Annotated in this window: 19 protein-coding genes and 1 tRNA gene; 11 read left to right on the forward strand and 9 right to left on the reverse strand. The window is 35.5% G+C overall.

The features are described 5' to 3' along the window. Window positions 1-123: 123 nt before the first annotated feature. Window positions 124-978 carry a TrmB family transcriptional regulator gene (locus NSIN_RS07070; protein WP_101010494.1) on the forward strand — a complete coding sequence of 285 codons (855 nt, stop codon included), beginning with the start codon at window positions 124-126 and terminating at the stop codon, window positions 976-978. Between the two features lie 2 nt (window positions 979-980). Here NSIN_RS07070 and NSIN_RS07075 read toward each other — a convergent pair whose 3' ends face one another. Together NSIN_RS07075 and NSIN_RS07080 are read right to left on the reverse strand one after the other, a co-directional pair. Further along, window positions 981-1,715, reverse strand: coding sequence for an RAD55 family ATPase (locus tag NSIN_RS07075; protein WP_101010495.1), 735 nt, complete (start codon window positions 1,713-1,715; stop codon window positions 981-983). A 176-nt stretch (window positions 1,716-1,891) separates the two neighbouring features. Further along, window positions 1,892-2,452, reverse strand: coding sequence for a hypothetical protein (locus NSIN_RS07080; RefSeq protein ID WP_101010496.1), 561 nt, complete (start codon window positions 2,450-2,452; stop codon window positions 1,892-1,894). A gap of 141 nt (window positions 2,453-2,593) precedes the next feature. Between NSIN_RS07080 and purE the strand changes: the two genes are divergently transcribed. Next, the gene (purE, locus tag NSIN_RS07085; protein ID WP_101010610.1) at window positions 2,594-3,124 is read left to right on the forward strand and encodes a 5-(carboxyamino)imidazole ribonucleotide mutase; all 531 of its coding nucleotides are present in this window, start codon (window positions 2,594-2,596) and stop codon (window positions 3,122-3,124) included. A gap of 3 nt (window positions 3,125-3,127) precedes the next feature. Here the strand turns inward: purE and NSIN_RS07090 are convergent, their stop codons facing one another. Beyond that, entirely contained in the window at window positions 3,128-4,405 is a 1,278-nt protein-coding gene (locus NSIN_RS07090) for an adenylate/guanylate cyclase domain-containing protein (protein ID WP_101010497.1), read from the reverse strand. Window positions 4,406-4,498: 93 nt separating this feature from the next. Between NSIN_RS07090 and NSIN_RS07095 the strand changes: the two genes are divergently transcribed. Further along, window positions 4,499-5,056: a hypothetical protein gene (locus NSIN_RS07095; RefSeq protein ID WP_133124109.1), complete on the forward strand. Its 558-nt coding sequence runs from the start codon at window positions 4,499-4,501 to the stop codon at window positions 5,054-5,056. Here NSIN_RS07095 and bioD read toward each other — a convergent pair. Continuing rightward, a complete protein-coding gene (gene bioD / locus NSIN_RS07100) occupies window positions 5,046-5,738 on the reverse strand; it encodes a dethiobiotin synthase (RefSeq protein WP_101010499.1) in 693 nt (230 codons plus the stop codon). The genes NSIN_RS07095 and bioD overlap by 11 nt on opposite strands. A gap of 68 nt (window positions 5,739-5,806) precedes the next feature. Here bioD and bioA point away from each other — a divergent pair, with 68 nt between their 5' ends. The 6 genes from bioA (at window position 5,807) to NSIN_RS07130 (ending at window position 12,080) form a co-directional block, all read left to right on the forward strand. Beyond that, window positions 5,807-7,117 (forward strand): adenosylmethionine--8-amino-7-oxononanoate transaminase, encoded by a 1,311-nt coding sequence (gene bioA, locus NSIN_RS07105; protein WP_101010500.1) that lies wholly within the window; start codon window positions 5,807-5,809, stop codon window positions 7,115-7,117. Between the two features lie 148 nt (window positions 7,118-7,265). Continuing rightward, entirely contained in the window at window positions 7,266-8,246 is a 981-nt protein-coding gene (gene bioB, locus NSIN_RS07110) for a biotin synthase BioB (RefSeq protein ID WP_101010501.1), read from the forward strand. After that, a complete protein-coding gene (locus tag NSIN_RS07115; protein ID WP_101010502.1) occupies window positions 8,236-9,363 on the forward strand; it encodes an aminotransferase class I/II-fold pyridoxal phosphate-dependent enzyme in 1,128 nt (375 codons plus the stop codon). Before bioB ends, NSIN_RS07115 begins: the two co-directional genes overlap by 11 nt. A 60-nt stretch (window positions 9,364-9,423) precedes the next feature. Further along, on the forward strand, window positions 9,424-10,155 hold the full coding sequence (locus NSIN_RS07120; protein ID WP_101010503.1) for a cytochrome c biogenesis CcdA family protein: 732 nt from the start codon (window positions 9,424-9,426) through the stop codon (window positions 10,153-10,155). Window positions 10,156-10,159: 4 nt separating this feature from the next. Next, window positions 10,160-11,299 (forward strand): redoxin domain-containing protein, encoded by a 1,140-nt coding sequence (locus NSIN_RS07125; RefSeq protein WP_101010504.1) that lies wholly within the window; start codon window positions 10,160-10,162, stop codon window positions 11,297-11,299. 142 nt (window positions 11,300-11,441) lie between these two features. Continuing rightward, window positions 11,442-12,080: a Snf7 family protein gene (locus tag NSIN_RS07130; protein WP_101010505.1), complete on the forward strand. Its 639-nt coding sequence runs from the start codon at window positions 11,442-11,444 to the stop codon at window positions 12,078-12,080. Here NSIN_RS07130 and NSIN_RS07135 read toward each other — a convergent pair. Then, complete coding sequence (locus NSIN_RS07135) at window positions 12,073-12,414, reverse strand: hypothetical protein (RefSeq protein ID WP_101010506.1); 342 nt, start codon at window positions 12,412-12,414, stop codon at window positions 12,073-12,075. The genes NSIN_RS07130 and NSIN_RS07135 overlap by 8 nt on opposite strands. Before the next feature lie 176 nt (window positions 12,415-12,590). On the opposite strand from NSIN_RS07135, the gene NSIN_RS07140 reads away from it, so the two are divergent. Further along, window positions 12,591-12,830 (forward strand): hypothetical protein, encoded by a 240-nt coding sequence (locus NSIN_RS07140; protein WP_133124110.1) that lies wholly within the window; start codon window positions 12,591-12,593, stop codon window positions 12,828-12,830. Window positions 12,831-12,852: 22 nt separating this feature from the next. Here NSIN_RS07140 and NSIN_RS07145 read toward each other — a convergent pair whose 3' ends face one another. Then, window positions 12,853-13,446 carry a hypothetical protein gene (locus NSIN_RS07145; RefSeq protein ID WP_133124111.1) on the reverse strand — a complete coding sequence of 198 codons (594 nt, stop codon included), beginning with the start codon at window positions 13,444-13,446 and terminating at the stop codon, window positions 12,853-12,855. Window positions 13,447-13,655: 209 nt separating this feature from the next. Between NSIN_RS07145 and NSIN_RS07150 the strand changes: the two genes are divergently transcribed. Further along, on the forward strand, window positions 13,656-13,952 hold the full coding sequence (locus tag NSIN_RS07150; protein ID WP_101010509.1) for a hypothetical protein: 297 nt from the start codon (window positions 13,656-13,658) through the stop codon (window positions 13,950-13,952). Window positions 13,953-14,654: 702 nt separating this feature from the next. Here the strand turns inward: NSIN_RS07150 and NSIN_RS07155 are convergent. The 3 genes from NSIN_RS07155 to NSIN_RS07165 all read right to left on the reverse strand — a co-directional run bounded on the left by NSIN_RS07155 (window position 14,655) and on the right by NSIN_RS07165 (window position 15,542). Further along, window positions 14,655-14,978, reverse strand: a complete 324-nt coding sequence (locus NSIN_RS07155) for a hypothetical protein (RefSeq protein WP_245871939.1) — start codon at window positions 14,976-14,978, stop codon at window positions 14,655-14,657. A 37-nt stretch (window positions 14,979-15,015) separates the two neighbouring features. Further along, window positions 15,016-15,276 (reverse strand): hypothetical protein, encoded by a 261-nt coding sequence (locus NSIN_RS07160; RefSeq protein WP_101010511.1) that lies wholly within the window; start codon window positions 15,274-15,276, stop codon window positions 15,016-15,018. A 192-nt stretch (window positions 15,277-15,468) separates the two neighbouring features. After that, a tRNA-Asn gene (locus NSIN_RS07165) sits at window positions 15,469-15,542 on the reverse strand. Between the last annotated feature and the right edge of the window lie 38 nt (window positions 15,543-15,580).

Genomic DNA, 15,580 nt, shown 5'->3' on the forward strand with positions numbered 1-15,580 from the left:
ATATCATAGTATCTATGTAAATTTCATATTTATTAAGTCAAATAAGATCCAAAATCGATCAAGATCAGCAAACCAACGATCAATAAATCAAACCACTTCAATATACCGGATCTGTGTGTGAGGATGAACAACGAAGAATTACAACAGTCAATTTTTGACTCGGATGCAGGTTCTGCCATGTACGAACACAAGATGGCATTTGACAAGCTAAAAGATGAGCTTGCCAAGTTTGGTCTTACATCTAATCAAAGTAAGGTGTACACATATCTTGGAAAATATGGTTCCAGAACAGCCCCAGAAGTATGTAAGGCACTCAAATTACCAAGGACTGAGACATATCATCTATTGACAGTATTACAAAATAAAGGACTAGTATCTGCTACATTCCAAAATCCTATACGTTTTTCTGCAGAACCATTAAACAAGGCAATATGGGTGCTTGTCAATGCAGAAAAAGAGCGCATCAATGTGCTAGAAAAACAAGAAACAGAGATTATGAAAATATGGAAATCAATTCCAGAATACAATGAAACATTAGAGACCAAGGACGATAAATTTCAAATGTTACAGAGTGACAACCAGACAAACAGTAAGATAAAAAAGATGATAGAGACTGCTGAAGATGAGTTTCTTGTAATTGGAGCAGAAAAAGACTTTCTAAGATTTTATCGTTCAGATTTTTTTGAAGAGATTGACAAGAAAAAGACAGACATGAAACTTTTGACATCAATATCTGAAAAGATGAAATACATTTTTGACGATATTGATAGATCTAAAGTTCGAATGATGCCATCAGATATACGTCAGAATCTATGTTTTCTCATAAAAGATAGCAACGAAATGGTGTTTTTCATGAAAAAATCAAACAATACATCAGAACAAATGTCAGCAGTGTGGACAGATTCCGAAGCCCTGATTTATTCCATGAAACTTCTTTTTGATACACTTTGGACAAAATCAAACAAAATACATCTATAGTATCACGTAGATATTCTAGGATGCATTATCTGCAATCCAAGTTCGTTTAGCTTCATCGGAAATACCTGTTCACTATGTTTCATTCCCTGTAGTTTGACTACTTGGATTGATCGTTCCATCGCATCTCCTTTTCTTACACGATAAAGCATTATCAAGCCAGATGCGATATACCACTCTACATGTACCTTATCAGGCAATTCAGATTGTGATAGTAATATCGAGGTGCAATTTTGGCCCTCAAGTGCATATATCATTCCCTGTAGTCCTTGTCTTATGTAAAAGTCATCAGTATATTGCATTTCAAGAACAGAGAGAGAATCAAGAACAAGTCTTTTTGCACCTATTCTTTTGATGCTACTCAAGATAAGTTGGGTCAAATGCATGAAAGGCATTTGTTCTCCACGATAAAGCGATTCATCAAATGCAATAAAACCCTCTTCTTTCTTAAAAGGCCTTGCGTCAATTATTATCATCTTTCCTTCCTCTATTAATTTCTGGACATCCCACCCAAAAGATTTGAAATCGTTTTTAATTTCAGATGGGCTTTGTGATAGTGTAACAAAAATACCTGGCTCTTCAAAGTCTTTTGCCCCGGAATAGAGAAATTGTATTCCAAAAGTTGTTTTACCGCTTCCAATAGAACCAGAAACTACTATAGTCTGTCCTTGTCTAAATCCTCCCGATATAACAGAGTCAAATCCTGAAATTCCAGTTTTGACCTTAATAGACTCACCCATAAGAAAAAATTCTCAAAAAATATATTTAAAGACTAGTGAAGTTTTCAATATGACAGAATTCCAAAGTGGAAGAAATCAAACCAGACAAAGATAAACTGTCAAAGCAACCCACCACAAGATAGAGAAAATATACATCAATGTGAGAAAAGAGTAGATGATACCCAGTTTAAGGTAACTTATTTTTTAACAAGTGCAAATATGCCACCCGCACCATAAGCTATTGCTATCATAATTCTAGAAGTTATCACAGCTGTTGTTTGATTAGAAATTAGTGATGTATCAATTATTACTGCCAGAGGTAGTGCTGCAAGAGACACTGCACCTACTATGATTTGTTCCAGATTTACAAGATTACTAAATTTTTTCATAAAGAAAAATGTGGAAGTATTTCCTAGTCCTATTCCAAACAATATCAGATACTGGTAATAATGTGGAAGTACTCCTATCATTGCAAAAGGTGCGGCCCAGCATAGTCCATTTATTGCCTTGACTGCAGGAGGCCATGTTACACTGTTTTTCATTCTTCCACGGATGGAAGAGAGCATAGACCTGAATTTTCCAATTATTATTCCAAATGTTATCGCAAAACTTCCGAACCAAATTATTGCATAATAAAAGATTGGCTCTTTGTGCTCAAATGAGATCTCACTGAGGATCGATGCGGTTCCTACAGATATTGCTACACCTACAAACAGAATGCCAAACGCCCGTCGTACTTCTAGTGGAGATTTTTGCACGACTTCAAGTGTAATTCATCTTAGATATAATTTAAGAGACTGGAATTCAATATCATACAAACGCCCAATAAAACGTTGAGTTTAATTATTAATTGGATTGCATCAAATAGATAGTTGAAAAAAGCGCTTGTTGGAATAATAATGGGATCAAGTTCTGACAGCAAGATAATGCATTCTGCTGCTACAATATTAGATGAATTTGGTGTAGCCCATGAGGATCAGATAGTTTCTGCACATAGAACACCAACAAGATTATCAGATTATGCAAAACATGCTGAAAAGGAAGGATTCAAGGTCATAATTGCAGGAGCAGGAGGTTCAGCGCATCTACCAGGAATGATAGCATCCCATACTGTAATTCCAGTCATAGGCGTGCCAATAATGGTTTATAATGACAAGGCAAATTCCGACAAGTTCAAGTTTTCAGCATTTGGAGGACTAGATGCTCTGTTATCAATATCAGAGATGCCAACTGGATCTCCAGTTGTAACAGTCGGAGTAAACAAGGCCGCAAATGCAGGATTATACGCAGTAAAGATTCTTGCAAACGAATTCCCAGAACTAAGAAGCAAGTTAAAAAAACACAAAGAAACCCAATACAATTCAGTAATCAAAGAATCAGATGAAATGAGAAAGATAGGCCTGGCCAGATTTGCAGGCAAGAAAAAATAGAAACTAGTTTCCTCTACTAGATATTTGCATTACTGGAATTGAGAAATATATCGGATATACTTTTCCAGTAGTCGGGTGGTTATAGTTCCATCTTTTATCTTGTGGATCTATTTTGATAAATTGTGATGTCATGTCAGGAGACAACATCTTGTATGCCTCTTCGCCTATTGTCATCTGGTTTGGTTGCGCAAGAGGTAAGATTTTTGATGCAATTGTTATGCTATGGCCTATCAAGTCAGGCTCAGAACCAAGAACAACAATTCTGTTTTTACCCACATCAATTCCAATTCGTATGCTTATCTTTGGCAAACCAAAGCTTGCAAACATTGGATTTAGAGAATGTGTTATCAGCATATTCATAGAGCGTGCGCAGCGTATTGCATTTTCCGCCATGTTTCCAAAATCTTTCAATTCTGGGAAAAATGCAATTACTGCATCTCCAGTATATTTTAAAACAAAACCAGCATGTTTTGATATGACCACAGACATTTCCTCAGAAAAAACCTTGATAAGACCTGATAGCTCTTCAGAACTAAGAGATGTGGCTATTTTCGTAGAGCCTACTATATCCACATATAAAACAGCAGTATTGATTTCATTTTCTGGCCACAGGCTCAAAAATCTGCTAGAAATATACTTGAGAAATGCTTGAGAATAGGAGTCACTTTGTTTCCTTTTATACAAAGAAAAGTTTCGTTGAATCCTAGTCAAGCTTTGAATTACAAATTCATCATCAGCAGTAAGAATCTGGAATTTTTCCACAGGTTTTACCTGAGATACTACAGCTTCAAGATTTTCAAGTGGAACAAATTTTTTCTCAATTACGTCATAGTATCCTTTTTCACCCTCTATTGCTTGAGGCTCAAGCTTTACTTTGCTAGTTGTAAGTCCAAATGGAAATGTTGTTTTTTGTTTATTTGCTGCAATTAATATGACACTATCATATTCACTAAGAGCTAATCCTTGTTCATTTTCTACACCAGAACTAATATCAATTATACGAGAAATTGGAAATATTGAGATTTTTCCAGTGTTTGAATTTGAACGAATTACTTCTATGACATCATGTTCAGAATTGTCTGACACTGTTGTTTGCAGTATGAATTTATCTCTAAATTCAGATCTATACATTCCAGTACCTTTGGCAGCATGTACTTCAGAACCTACCGTAGCTCCACGACTCTTTACTTTTACAATATTAACATTAATCCCAAGCATATCAAGCGCATCTGTAACAGCAGTCAAATCATTTCGCGGTAGTTCTGCCTCTATTCGTATCATTTCTTAGTCAGAACTATTTATCACATATACCCATTTAAACTAGTTTTTTAATTATCGTATGTTGTTATCCACAGTGATACTTTAATTTACGACATGTCAAGGATTGAGATATTGGAATTAAGCGAGATTTTATACACAGTAATTTCAGAGCATGAAGAACAAAAGATACTCTCTGAAATAGCACAAGGTCATAGTGCTGGCATCATAAAGAGCATTTTTGAACAATGCATATCCATTATCAAGAGCAAACACGAGATAAAACAAGATACACTTGTTACAGTTGCCGAAGGGTTACTGCATTACTTGCTTACTGTAACCATGATTCCAAGCAAACGAAAAACAACATTCCAAGGAATTGACATAGATGTTGCAGTCCCAGATACCATAACATTAGGAACTTCACCACAAGAGGTTGTCATAATATCATTCCCAAAAACAAACGACATGAGAGAGATAAATATGCAAATTGATAACATAAAAAAAATTCAACCAAACCAAGACAACATATGGTTTGTACTTGAAAAAGACATGAACCTTGGAATTAAGACATATACAGTACAGGACTCGATGACATTTACAAACATAATTGATGATTTGAAAAGTTTTACATCAAACAAAAAGCAATCCAAATTAAAAATTTTCAAGATATAAGAGATTGTAAATCAATATTTTTTTCAATGTATGGCATTACTGTTTCATAACTATCACAATCTTTCACAAATGGTAAAACTCCCAAAATATCAACTCCAGTTATTTCATGAATCGTAAGAGGTGAATTTTTTTCTTCAGGACCACCTTTTTCATCATAATTATTTACAACTATGCCTTTGATTGAGACTCCATGATTACGACACGTATTGACGGTCATCATAGTATGATTCAATGTACCCAGAGTGGATCTAGTGACAATAATTGTTTCAAGACCAATCTCTTTTATCAAGTCAGACACAAAATAATCCCGAGTAAGAGGAGTCATTATTCCACCAATTCCTTCTACAAGCATCATATCGTGTCGTTTTTGTAATTTTGTAAATTGTTCAAAAATTACTTTTTTGTCAAATGACAGATGTAGTATCTTGCTTGCATCATAGGGAGATACTGGGAGCGGCATAAAAATCGGATTTATTTCATTTTCCAAATCATTTACTTTTGCCGCACTATGCAAAATGGAAACATCTGTTGACCGAAACCCAGTCTTTGAAGAAATCCCTGTTGCGACAGGTTTCATTACACCCACGTTGATACCACGCTTTTGCAAACATGAGGCAAGTGCAGCGGTAAAGAAGGTTTTTCCTACACCTGTGTCAGTACCAGTTACAAAGTAGGATTTCATAGAATACAATCAGCAATGTTGTTTAATAATTAACTTATCATTATTAATACGACCACGTGAGATATCTCATGCGTAGTTTTGTCTGGCATCCATACACACAGATGGGAGACTGGAAGAAATTCGATGTAATATCAAAAGGCAAAGGAATGTGGCTCTACGACACAGATGGGAATTCACTCATGGACAGCGTAGCAAGCATGTGGTGCAATGTATGGGGACACTCAAATAAAGAACTGACAAAGGCAATGATAAAACAAACAAAAACATTACAGCACTCATCACTGTTTAATTTAACAAATGACAAGGCAGAATCACTTGCAAGAGAATTGATAACGCTTGCACCCCAGATGCACAAAGTATTCTATTCTGATGACGGTTCTACTGCGATGGAGATTTCTGCGAAAATGGCGTTACAATATTGGCACAACATCGACAAAAAAAAGACCAAGTTTGTATCACTTGAGAATGGATACCATGGAGACACCATAGGAACAATGTCATTAGGATATGTGCCTTTATTTTTCTCAAAATTCAAATCAGTGTTATTTCCAGTTCTACGAACTCCATCACCAAATAGATACAGAATGCCAAAAGGATACTCTTATGAAGACTTTCAGGAACATTGCATAGATTCAATTGAGAAAATATTTGTGAAAAACAGCGATATTGCAGCTTTTGTGATGGAAAGTGGTGCGCAGCTAGCAGGCGGTGTTGTAGTATACCCCAAAGATTTTCAGAAAAAAGTAAGCAAACTATGCAAAAAACACGATGTCCTATTCATACTTGATGAAATTGCAACAGGATTTGGAAGACTAGGTTCAATGATCGAATATCAGGCACAACAGAGTATTCCAGACATTGTATCATATGGAAAAATGTTATCAGGAGGATACCTGCCGCTTGCAGCTACACTCGCAAATAAAAAAGTCTATGATTCCTTTCTCGGAGAATATAAAGATATGAAACATTTCTTCCATGGACATACTTTTACTGGTAATCCTTTAGCATGTGCAACAGCATTATCAAATATTTCATTATACAAAAAATACAATTTAATCTACAAAATTAAAAAGCGCGCAGCTCAAATGCAGTCATACATAGACACGATTTCAGGCTTGAAACTAGTCGGAGATGTACGACATAAGGGAATGATGATGGGAATAGAACTAGTAACAGACAAGAGTAAAAAAACCCCTATATCTCCAGATAAAAAAATACCACAGAAAATCTTTACAGAGGCAAAAAAACACGGAATTTATCAAAGAACATTAGGAAACATAATCATGATAGTGCCACCGCTTGCAATATCAGAACAAGAGTTAGATTACATGATGAGAGGAATCATCAAAACAATCAAGAATGTTACACATTTAGCATAAGTTCAATATCAAGACAATTTGCCAAACATTTTCTCGTTCAAGTACTTATTGTTTAAAAATATTCAAACCATACATGGTAAACCATCACAGAGTATCAGGTTTACAATTAAAAGAATCTTAATTAATGGATTAAAAGCCAAGTATGTCAATGTCTAGTGAGATCGAATTCATAACAGCATGTAAAGAAAAGGTTCTGTCAGGGCAAAAAATCTCAAAAGAAGAATCGGACAGATTAATCAACACGCCAGAAGAATATTTACAAATTTTATCTGATGCGGCTAATGAGATCACACGAAAACTATGTGGCAATGTGGTAGATGTAGAATCTTTGATAAATGCAAAAAAAGGCAAATGTCAAGAAGATTGTTCATTTTGTTCACAGTCCGCATTTTACAAAACAGATATTGATACATACAAATTGTTACCGCCAGAGACAATAGTCCAAAATGCAATGCTTTCAAAAAATGACGGAGTGAAAAGCTTTTGTCTTGTTTGCGCATGGCGTGGACCAACAGAAAAAGATTTTGAGCAAATTTCTTCAATAATAGACAAGATCAACAAGGAGGTCGGAATTGAAGTCAATTGTTCTCTCGGGTTTATTACTCAAGACATGGCATTGAAATTAAAAAAACTTGGAGTAAAGAGGTACAACCACAATCTAGAAGCTCCAAGAAGTTTCTTTTCTCAAATATGTACTACACATACATACGATGATAGAATGGAAACTAATCTTATTGTTAAAAATGCAGGTTTAGAATTGTGTTGTGGTGGCATAATAGGAATGGGAGAGACAAGAATGCAAAGACTGGAGCTTGGATTAGATCTTGCAGGGCTCAGTCCAGAAGAATGCCCAATAAATGTACTGGTACCACAGCAGGGAACCCCACTTGAATTACAAACAAGATTATCAATATCTGAGATACTTAGAACAATTGCTGTCTTTAGATTCTTGATGCCAAAAACAATATTGAAAATAGCTGGAGGACGAGAAGTCTACCTTTCAAATGATCAAGAAAGAGCACTACTTGGAGGCGCAAATGGTATTATCACTGGAGGATATCTCACTATTGGGGGAAACTCACCACCTGATGACTTTCAGATGATATCAAAAATAGGCCTTGAAGCCTAAAACTAGTTTTATCAAAGAAAAATTAAAGAATATCAAAGAGAACAACTTGTATCGTACACTTGTGTACAACAAGGTTGCGGGACCTTATATCACAATCAACGGAAGAAAGCATATCAATTTATCATCCAATGATTATCTAGGACTAGGTTTCAAACCAGTTGTATCTCAAATACAATCAAGTTCAAGATTAATTGCAGGAAATGATATATCATTTAAGAAATTAGAAAATGTTCTAGCACATCACAAGTCAAAAGAGGCAGCGCTGGTATTTCCAACAGGATACATGGCAAATCTCGGGATAATTCCTGCACTGGCTCAAAAAAATGATCTAATAGTAAGTGATGAGCTAAACCATGCAAGCATAATTGACGCATGTAGATTATCACCTGCAAAGAAAACAATCTATGAGCATAACAATATCACAGATTTGGAAAAAAAATTAAAGAACAAGGCCAAGCACAAATTCGTAATAACAGAGGGCATATTTTCAATGAACGGTGATTTTGCAAAACTTGATGATATCGCAAAAATATGTAGAGAAAATAATGCATTTTTATTACTAGATGATGCACATGGAGATTTCGTAGTAGGTAGAGATGGAAAAGGTTCTGCAGATCAGTTCAGAGTTACAAAAAACGTTGATGTCTACATAAGTAGTTTAAGCAAAGCATTGGGCGCATTTGGAGGATATATTGCAGCAAACAAGGAAATAATCGAACTTGCAATAAACACATCAAGATCGTTTATTTACACATCAGCATTGCCTGGTTTTTTGGCAGACCTTGCACTAAAAAGAATTCAGACAAACAGAGAAAAAAATAGACTTGGATTATGGGAAAAAACAAGGTTGTTTACTTCAGGTTTGAAATCCATAGGATACAACATAGAATCACAGAGTCACATCATACCGATAATAACAAAAGATGAGAAAAAAACCTTGGAATTTGCCAAATATTTAAGAGAAAACAGAATATTTGCTCACCCTATAAGATATCCAACCGTAAGTCAGGGAGAAGCCAGAATAAGAATATCCATAACAGATTGGCTCACAAAAGACATGATATTGCAATCATTAGACACGTTAGAAAAGGCAGGAAAAAAATTTCAAGTTATCTAAGTGTTGATTTGGAAGAGATTTGGAACAAGGTATTAATAAAAAAACAACACTTGTAATGCAATGGTAGAACTTAGCATAGGCATTGCAGCAGTAGCAGGATTGGGTTCGTTTCTTGCACCATGCATTTTACCAATGATTCCAGCATTTCTGGCATATATTTCAGGAAGCACTATAACAGAACTTCAGAAAAACAATGGCACTGTAAACATTTCAGTAAACAGACTCAACATAATAATGAACACATTATTTTTTGTAGCAGGGTTTACGATTGTATTTTCTATACTAGGAGTAGTTTTAAACAGCGTACTTGTAACAACTGCAGGTACACTTTTTACAAATTTTAATCACATTGGGGGCATCATCATAGCAGCATTCGGAGTGTTCATGTTATTATCTTCCAAAATATCAAAACTTAATTTTGAAAAAAAGATCATACCAAATAGAACAAAATCAAGTTATCCACTCTCGTTTGTATTTGGTCTTGCATTTGCAACTGGCTGGACACCATGTATAGGACCAATACTTGGCAGTATTTTGACTCTTGCTGCTACAACCCCCAGTCATGCATTTTTATTACTTCTTAGCTATTCACTTGGATTAGGAATTCCATTTATCATAATGGGAGTGTTTTTTTCCAGATTCACCCGATTCATAAGATCAATGAGTCGACATCTCAGATACTATACAGTCATAATGGGATCTCTTATCATCACATTAGGTATTCTAGTGTACACTAATCAACTTGCTGCAATTGCAAGCTTTCCACTACTAAACAATCTGTTATTAGGATGAAAATATGAAAAAAGAGATTAAAACCGCAGCAATTGGTGCGGTAATCATAGTTGCCCTGATAGTAGGTGTAGAAGCATTTTTGACATCATTAGATAAAACAACTCAAAATGCTGGAAATTTTTCAATTATAAACGGTACAAAACTTGGAACAAACCATATTTCAAACACATCGTCATACCAAGATGAAAACAATTATCCACTTGCTCCAGGTCTAACAGGAATTGCAAGTTACATAAATACAACTCCAGAAGAATTACAAACAAAAATGAAAGACAAAGTGATATTGTATGATTTCTGGACATATAGTTGCATAAACTGCATCAGAACGTTTCCATATCTTAAAGCATGGAATGACAAATATGCAGACAAAGGATTATTGATAATAGGAGTACACTCTCCAGAATTTGAATTTGAAAAAGATCCTAACAATGTAAAAATGGCAGTACAAAAATACAATTTGACATATCCGATAGTATTAGATAGTGATCACAGAACATGGGATGCATTTTCAAACAGATATTGGCCAGCAGAATACATAACAGATGACATGGGACACATACGACATACAAACTTTGGAGAAGGAGAGTACGATCAAACAGAACAAGTCATACAACAATTGCTTGATCAGCGAGCACACAGACTTGGACTAAACATCACCGCAGATCAGGGCTTGGTAAATTTACAAGAGCATGCATTTTCACTATATCAGACCCCTGAGCTTTATTTCGGATATGATTTTGCAGATGGGAGAAACTATTTTGGAAATCCAGAAGGATTTCAACCAGAAAAAATAGTCAGATATACCATGCCTTCTGAATTACAAAAAGATCACTTTTACTTGGACGGCCAATGGCAGAATCTTCACGACAGCATGAAGCTTGTATCAGATAATGGAAAAATAGTACTGCCATATTCTGCCAAAGACGTCCACATAGTAGCATCAGGAATTGGCAATCAAATCCAAATTTTGCTAGATGGCAAAACAATCACAAATAGTGACCAAGGTCAAGACACCAAAAATGGACTAGTTACAATCTCGGAGAACAGATTGTACAACATTGTATCCTCACAGCAGGCAGGATCACACACTCTTACAATAATAGGACATCCTGGTTTTCAAATATACACATTTACCTTTGGTTGATCAATATAGTATATTTCTAAATTCGAATTTAGAAATATTAAAGCCAATTGCGAGTGTAACTTCAGTAGGCTGTAACTGTAGTTACACATCAAGTGAGAACATGAGTGTTTAAAGCATCATTGTGAATCATGCGCAGTAACAAATGAACTTTACAAACAAGTGGAACGTGCAAAAAGAAAGTATTTCTCAAAAAGTAATGGACAAGGTAAAACCAGACGCCCCATTGAAACCAAAGATCGATGAGGCTCAGAAAAAATTACAATTACAGATAATAAAACTAGATTCTATCTCAAAAAAACTCAAGGAAAAAGATGATTTCATATTCAAAAAAGTTGTTGAAGCAGTAAGATCGCACAACGGTGCATATTCTAATGCATATGCAATAGAATTGAATGAGATTAGAAAAATGAACAGGATGGTCACAGGTGCAAAACTTGCCATGGAACAGATTCAACTCAGATTGAACACAATATCCGAGCTTGGAGATGTGGTGGTAACTCTAAGTCCATGTATGTCCATAATCAAGGGACTTGGAACAGGCCTTAGCGGATTGATGCCTGCAGCAGATTCTTCCATGACAGATTTGTCAAACATATTGGGAGAAATCATGTCAGGTGCATCAGTTAGTGGTGATAACACATTCACGTTAGATACTACAAACTCTGAGACAAACCAGATATTAGAAGAAGCACAATCCATACTAGAAGGTCATGTAAGACAAAGTCTGCCTGATCTTCCTCCAACACTTGGTTCCACAGCAAAGGCTCCAGAACCTATCTAGAGCGTTTTTTACTCAATTCTACAAAGTGTTTTTTTATCCTAGATATGGTGGGGTAACTATAACCCATTTTCCTATAGTTTGCGATCATCATTTTCCAGTTTTTTAATCTCCACTGAGCTTGTTCTGCAGTAACAGAGTGAATTTCTTTGCGTATTATGCTCTTTCTACCTACTTTGAGTACTCCTGCATCCTTTGCGGTCCATCTCCTATGTGCAAAATTTAAACCAGATAGGATCTCAGAAAGAGGCATTTCGATAAAAAACTCTTGAATTTTTTGTATTTCTATATCAGTGGGTTTTTTTGTAACAGCCAAGTTAATTTCATATCTTTCCATATTCGAATTTTGAAATATTGCTCTTAATTAGCATATTGATAAACGCGTGAAATATACATCATTTTCTTTTTTTGGAGAATAAATTTTACAATTCCCATCATTAAGAGATTAACATAATTAGTTATTACCATTTTTTGGAAGATGAATATTTTATACATGGAGCGAATACAGATTACATGGAACAAAAGATCACGCTTAATTCAAAATCACCCACTTTTTCAGACATGTTCACACAATACATTTCAGATATTGCGCTTGAAGTGGAAGCAATCAAGTTAAGGAATTTAAAAAATGATTCAGAGAGCATAGATGAACACCTGGCACGAATTAATATAGCTCTTCTCGGAATCATGGAGGCAAAATTGAGTCTTGCTGAAAAGGTGTTACAATCTCAATCAGATAAACCGAGTACATAAATACAATATCTAAATCCTATATCTAAAACCCAGGAGAGGTAGAAAATAATTCATCATCAGCATCCATTGTCTTTTTCATTGTCTTGAATTTTTCTGCAAGTAACGATAAATCAACTAGCTTGCCAGTTTCTTTATTTTTCAAGTTGACATAATACAATACTCTATCATTAAATTTGTCAGGAGTGATCTCTCTTATCATAACTTCTCCAGTGGATATAATTTTGGCCATCTTTTCTCTTTCTTTTTGTTCAAGTTTAGTTTTTTCAGACTCTAGATGCTGCCTATGATTTTCATATCCCAATTTCATTTCCTTTAGTTCAGTCTCTAGCTTAGTAAGCACTTCACTTACAGCCCCCACTTCTGTTGCCTTGTCCTTTGAAGTATCAGAAAGGGGTTCTTTTTTAGAGATGGGCGGTTTTACATCCAGTTGTAGATCTTCAGACTTTTCTGTAACAAGTTTTACAGATATAGACTTTGGAATCTTTTTTGCCACCATGCCAAATGCCATTATTCCCATCCCTACAACTGTAAGTCCTATTAAAGAATATTGAAAAATAGGCATAACTTCATGCAATGATGGGTACCCCATCTGGTGCAAAAGTGATACAGTATTCACATTTCCCCCAGACACAGAATTAACAAAAGAATGTACGGAAGACGTAATAAAATGAGGTGCAAGATAATACGAGAAAATGGAAAACATGACAATAAAGATGCCGGTAATTACAAGTCCTAGCCTCATATTTTAGAGGCAAAACGGAAGCTAATATTCACTTGTTTGTAATAAAAACAAATAACACATCATGATGATAAAATTAGAAAGAAATGGTGGAATTAGACATACGGGCAAACAGAGTTCCAAAGGGTTTTTTTCATAAGGAAAGAAAATGTGAGAAAACTAAGTGCGGTAAAGAAGGCATCTATTCGTCAAAACTAGGGTATTTTTGTCTTGATCACATATTAGACTATGATATGCCATGCCCAAGTTATGACTGTCCAAGAAACGGACTCGCCATGGATAAATTGATTTCTAAGATAGAAAAAGACATCAAGGGAGACATGCATCAGATATTTCAGTGTCCATCATGCAATTATAGACATGACCATACTGTACATGTCTAGTGTAGAGTTTAAAAAAACCAAGCTAAAATATCCACAAAATTCCACTGGAGACTTAAGATGTCATCAGAGCACTTCACTAAATGGCTACCCATAACTGACCAGGCCTAGAATCGTGAGGGTTTTTGTGATTCTCTCACGATGATATTAATTCGGTCATAGTTTCACAACTAGAATCATTTCCAACATGACTACCAGGTTTACTAGTTACCACATTTGGCAAGATAATTCAGAAAAAATAATCACGTGATGTAATTTTCCAATAATAGATTTGAGATCAAATTTTCCGCCCAAAAATATCCTTTTGACAACCAATTTGACTAAAAATAACGGTTTTTTAGATTCATGCCTGAAGGCTAAACCCCCTGTTATTTTCCTACCACTAGGAATGACATGATTTTTTCAAAAATGCCTGATTTTAGGGGGGGTGTAACACTTGTGCGTACATATGAAAGCCAACAGTCAAACCACCCCCATCTCCCCACAAGAGTCCCCATATTCTTTTGTAGCATGAATAAAAGTTAAACCCCCTTTTTTTGACCTATTTTGGCGTTCATTTTTTAAATTTTAGAATACGTTGACAAAAAATGAGCGCAACGTGGTAGGAAAAGTCTAGAATTTCAGGGGTTTTGAGTACAGATTAGCCCTAAAACTGGAGGGTATTTAGCTAAAAACTAGGTCAGAAAAACAAGAATTTACTAAAAATTAAACTAGAGATTCTTCAGGATGACGCCATATGGTAGGAAGTTTTTCTATTTGCTCAAGTATCTCAAGCGCTTCATTACTGTCTCTTTTTTTCACAGCAGTTGCAAAAGCAAATCCCAATTTTACTGCCTCCGGAGTTAGGTCTTTTACTTTATCAATATCTTTTCCCTCTCTTCTCATTCTTTCTCCCAATGCACAAGATTTCCAGTTGTCAGACAAGGTATGTTCTATTAGACCAAGTGGTTTTTGCAATCTTTGCCTCCAGTCAGATAATTCAATTCTTCCTAAAATGTCATCAAGTTTTTGAGTGTAAAACACTCTCATGATTTTTTCGTGTGAAAAGATGTACTTAATATTTTTGTCAATTTACAGTTTTTATCATCTCAGGGATTTTCTCACGCGCTTGAACAATTTCTATTTCCACAGTTTCTATTGGCTCATCTACCACATTTCTTTTTATTGAAAACATTTTTGGTTTATCAAAATCTTTAGTGCAGTCGGGACATGCATAAACCAGAACCCTGTATTCATTGGGAGCTTTAGGATTTGAAAGGCGAGGATAGTAAACTAATCTACCCCCACAATCCACGCAATATCTATTTGCGCGTCTTGTTCTGGCCAATGTGGACCTCCTGCATGTATCATCATGATATGATCCGTATTAGATCCATATTGTCTAATAGAATAAACTAAAACGTGATCGCATTATAATATTTCACAACTCGAATTTAGAAATATACAGCATCAACATGTTGCGCAAGATGAACCATGACAAAAAACAATATTTCAGAATTCGAATTTAGAAACATTAAAGCGCCGCCCGCCAGACTTGAACTGGCGACCCGCTGGTTAACAGCCAGCTGCTCTACCACGCTGAGCTAGGGCGGCAATAGACTTGTTCGTAGGATAAGCGGATTTATTCTTTG

Source organism: Candidatus Nitrosotalea sinensis (assembly GCF_900143675.1).
Lineage (GTDB): Archaea > Thermoproteota > Nitrososphaeria > Nitrososphaerales > Nitrosopumilaceae > Nitrosotalea > Nitrosotalea sinensis.

What these genes read in the sequence shown, in the direction of transcription:
- NSIN_RS07070 (WP_101010494.1), top strand. Translation starts at nt 124, where the DNA reads ATGAACAACGAAGAATTACAACAGTCAATTTTTGACTCGGATGCAGGT.
- NSIN_RS07075 (WP_101010495.1), bottom strand. Translation starts at nt 1,715, where the DNA reads ATGGGTGAGTCTATTAAGGTCAAAACTGGAATTTCAGGATTTGACTCT.
- purE (WP_101010610.1), top strand. Translation starts at nt 2,594, where the DNA reads ATGGGATCAAGTTCTGACAGCAAGATAATGCATTCTGCTGCTACAATA.
- NSIN_RS07090 (WP_101010497.1), bottom strand. Translation starts at nt 4,405, where the DNA reads ATGATACGAATAGAGGCAGAACTACCGCGAAATGATTTGACTGCTGTT.
- NSIN_RS07095 (WP_133124109.1), top strand. Translation starts at nt 4,499, where the DNA reads ATGTCAAGGATTGAGATATTGGAATTAAGCGAGATTTTATACACAGTA.
- bioD (WP_101010499.1), bottom strand. Translation starts at nt 5,738, where the DNA reads ATGAAATCCTACTTTGTAACTGGTACTGACACAGGTGTAGGAAAAACC.
- bioA (WP_101010500.1), top strand. Translation starts at nt 5,807, where the DNA reads ATGCGTAGTTTTGTCTGGCATCCATACACACAGATGGGAGACTGGAAG.
- bioB (WP_101010501.1), top strand. Translation starts at nt 7,266, where the DNA reads ATGTCTAGTGAGATCGAATTCATAACAGCATGTAAAGAAAAGGTTCTG.
- NSIN_RS07120 (WP_101010503.1), top strand. Translation starts at nt 9,424, where the DNA reads ATGGTAGAACTTAGCATAGGCATTGCAGCAGTAGCAGGATTGGGTTCG.
- NSIN_RS07125 (WP_101010504.1), top strand. Translation starts at nt 10,160, where the DNA reads ATGAAAAAAGAGATTAAAACCGCAGCAATTGGTGCGGTAATCATAGTT.
- NSIN_RS07130 (WP_101010505.1), top strand. Translation starts at nt 11,442, where the DNA reads ATGAACTTTACAAACAAGTGGAACGTGCAAAAAGAAAGTATTTCTCAA.
- NSIN_RS07135 (WP_101010506.1), bottom strand. Translation starts at nt 12,414, where the DNA reads ATGGAAAGATATGAAATTAACTTGGCTGTTACAAAAAAACCCACTGAT.
- NSIN_RS07140 (WP_133124110.1), top strand. Translation starts at nt 12,591, where the DNA reads ATGGAACAAAAGATCACGCTTAATTCAAAATCACCCACTTTTTCAGAC.
- NSIN_RS07150 (WP_101010509.1), top strand. Translation starts at nt 13,656, where the DNA reads ATGGTGGAATTAGACATACGGGCAAACAGAGTTCCAAAGGGTTTTTTT.
- NSIN_RS07155 (WP_245871939.1), bottom strand. Translation starts at nt 14,978, where the DNA reads ATGAGAGTGTTTTACACTCAAAAACTTGATGACATTTTAGGAAGAATT.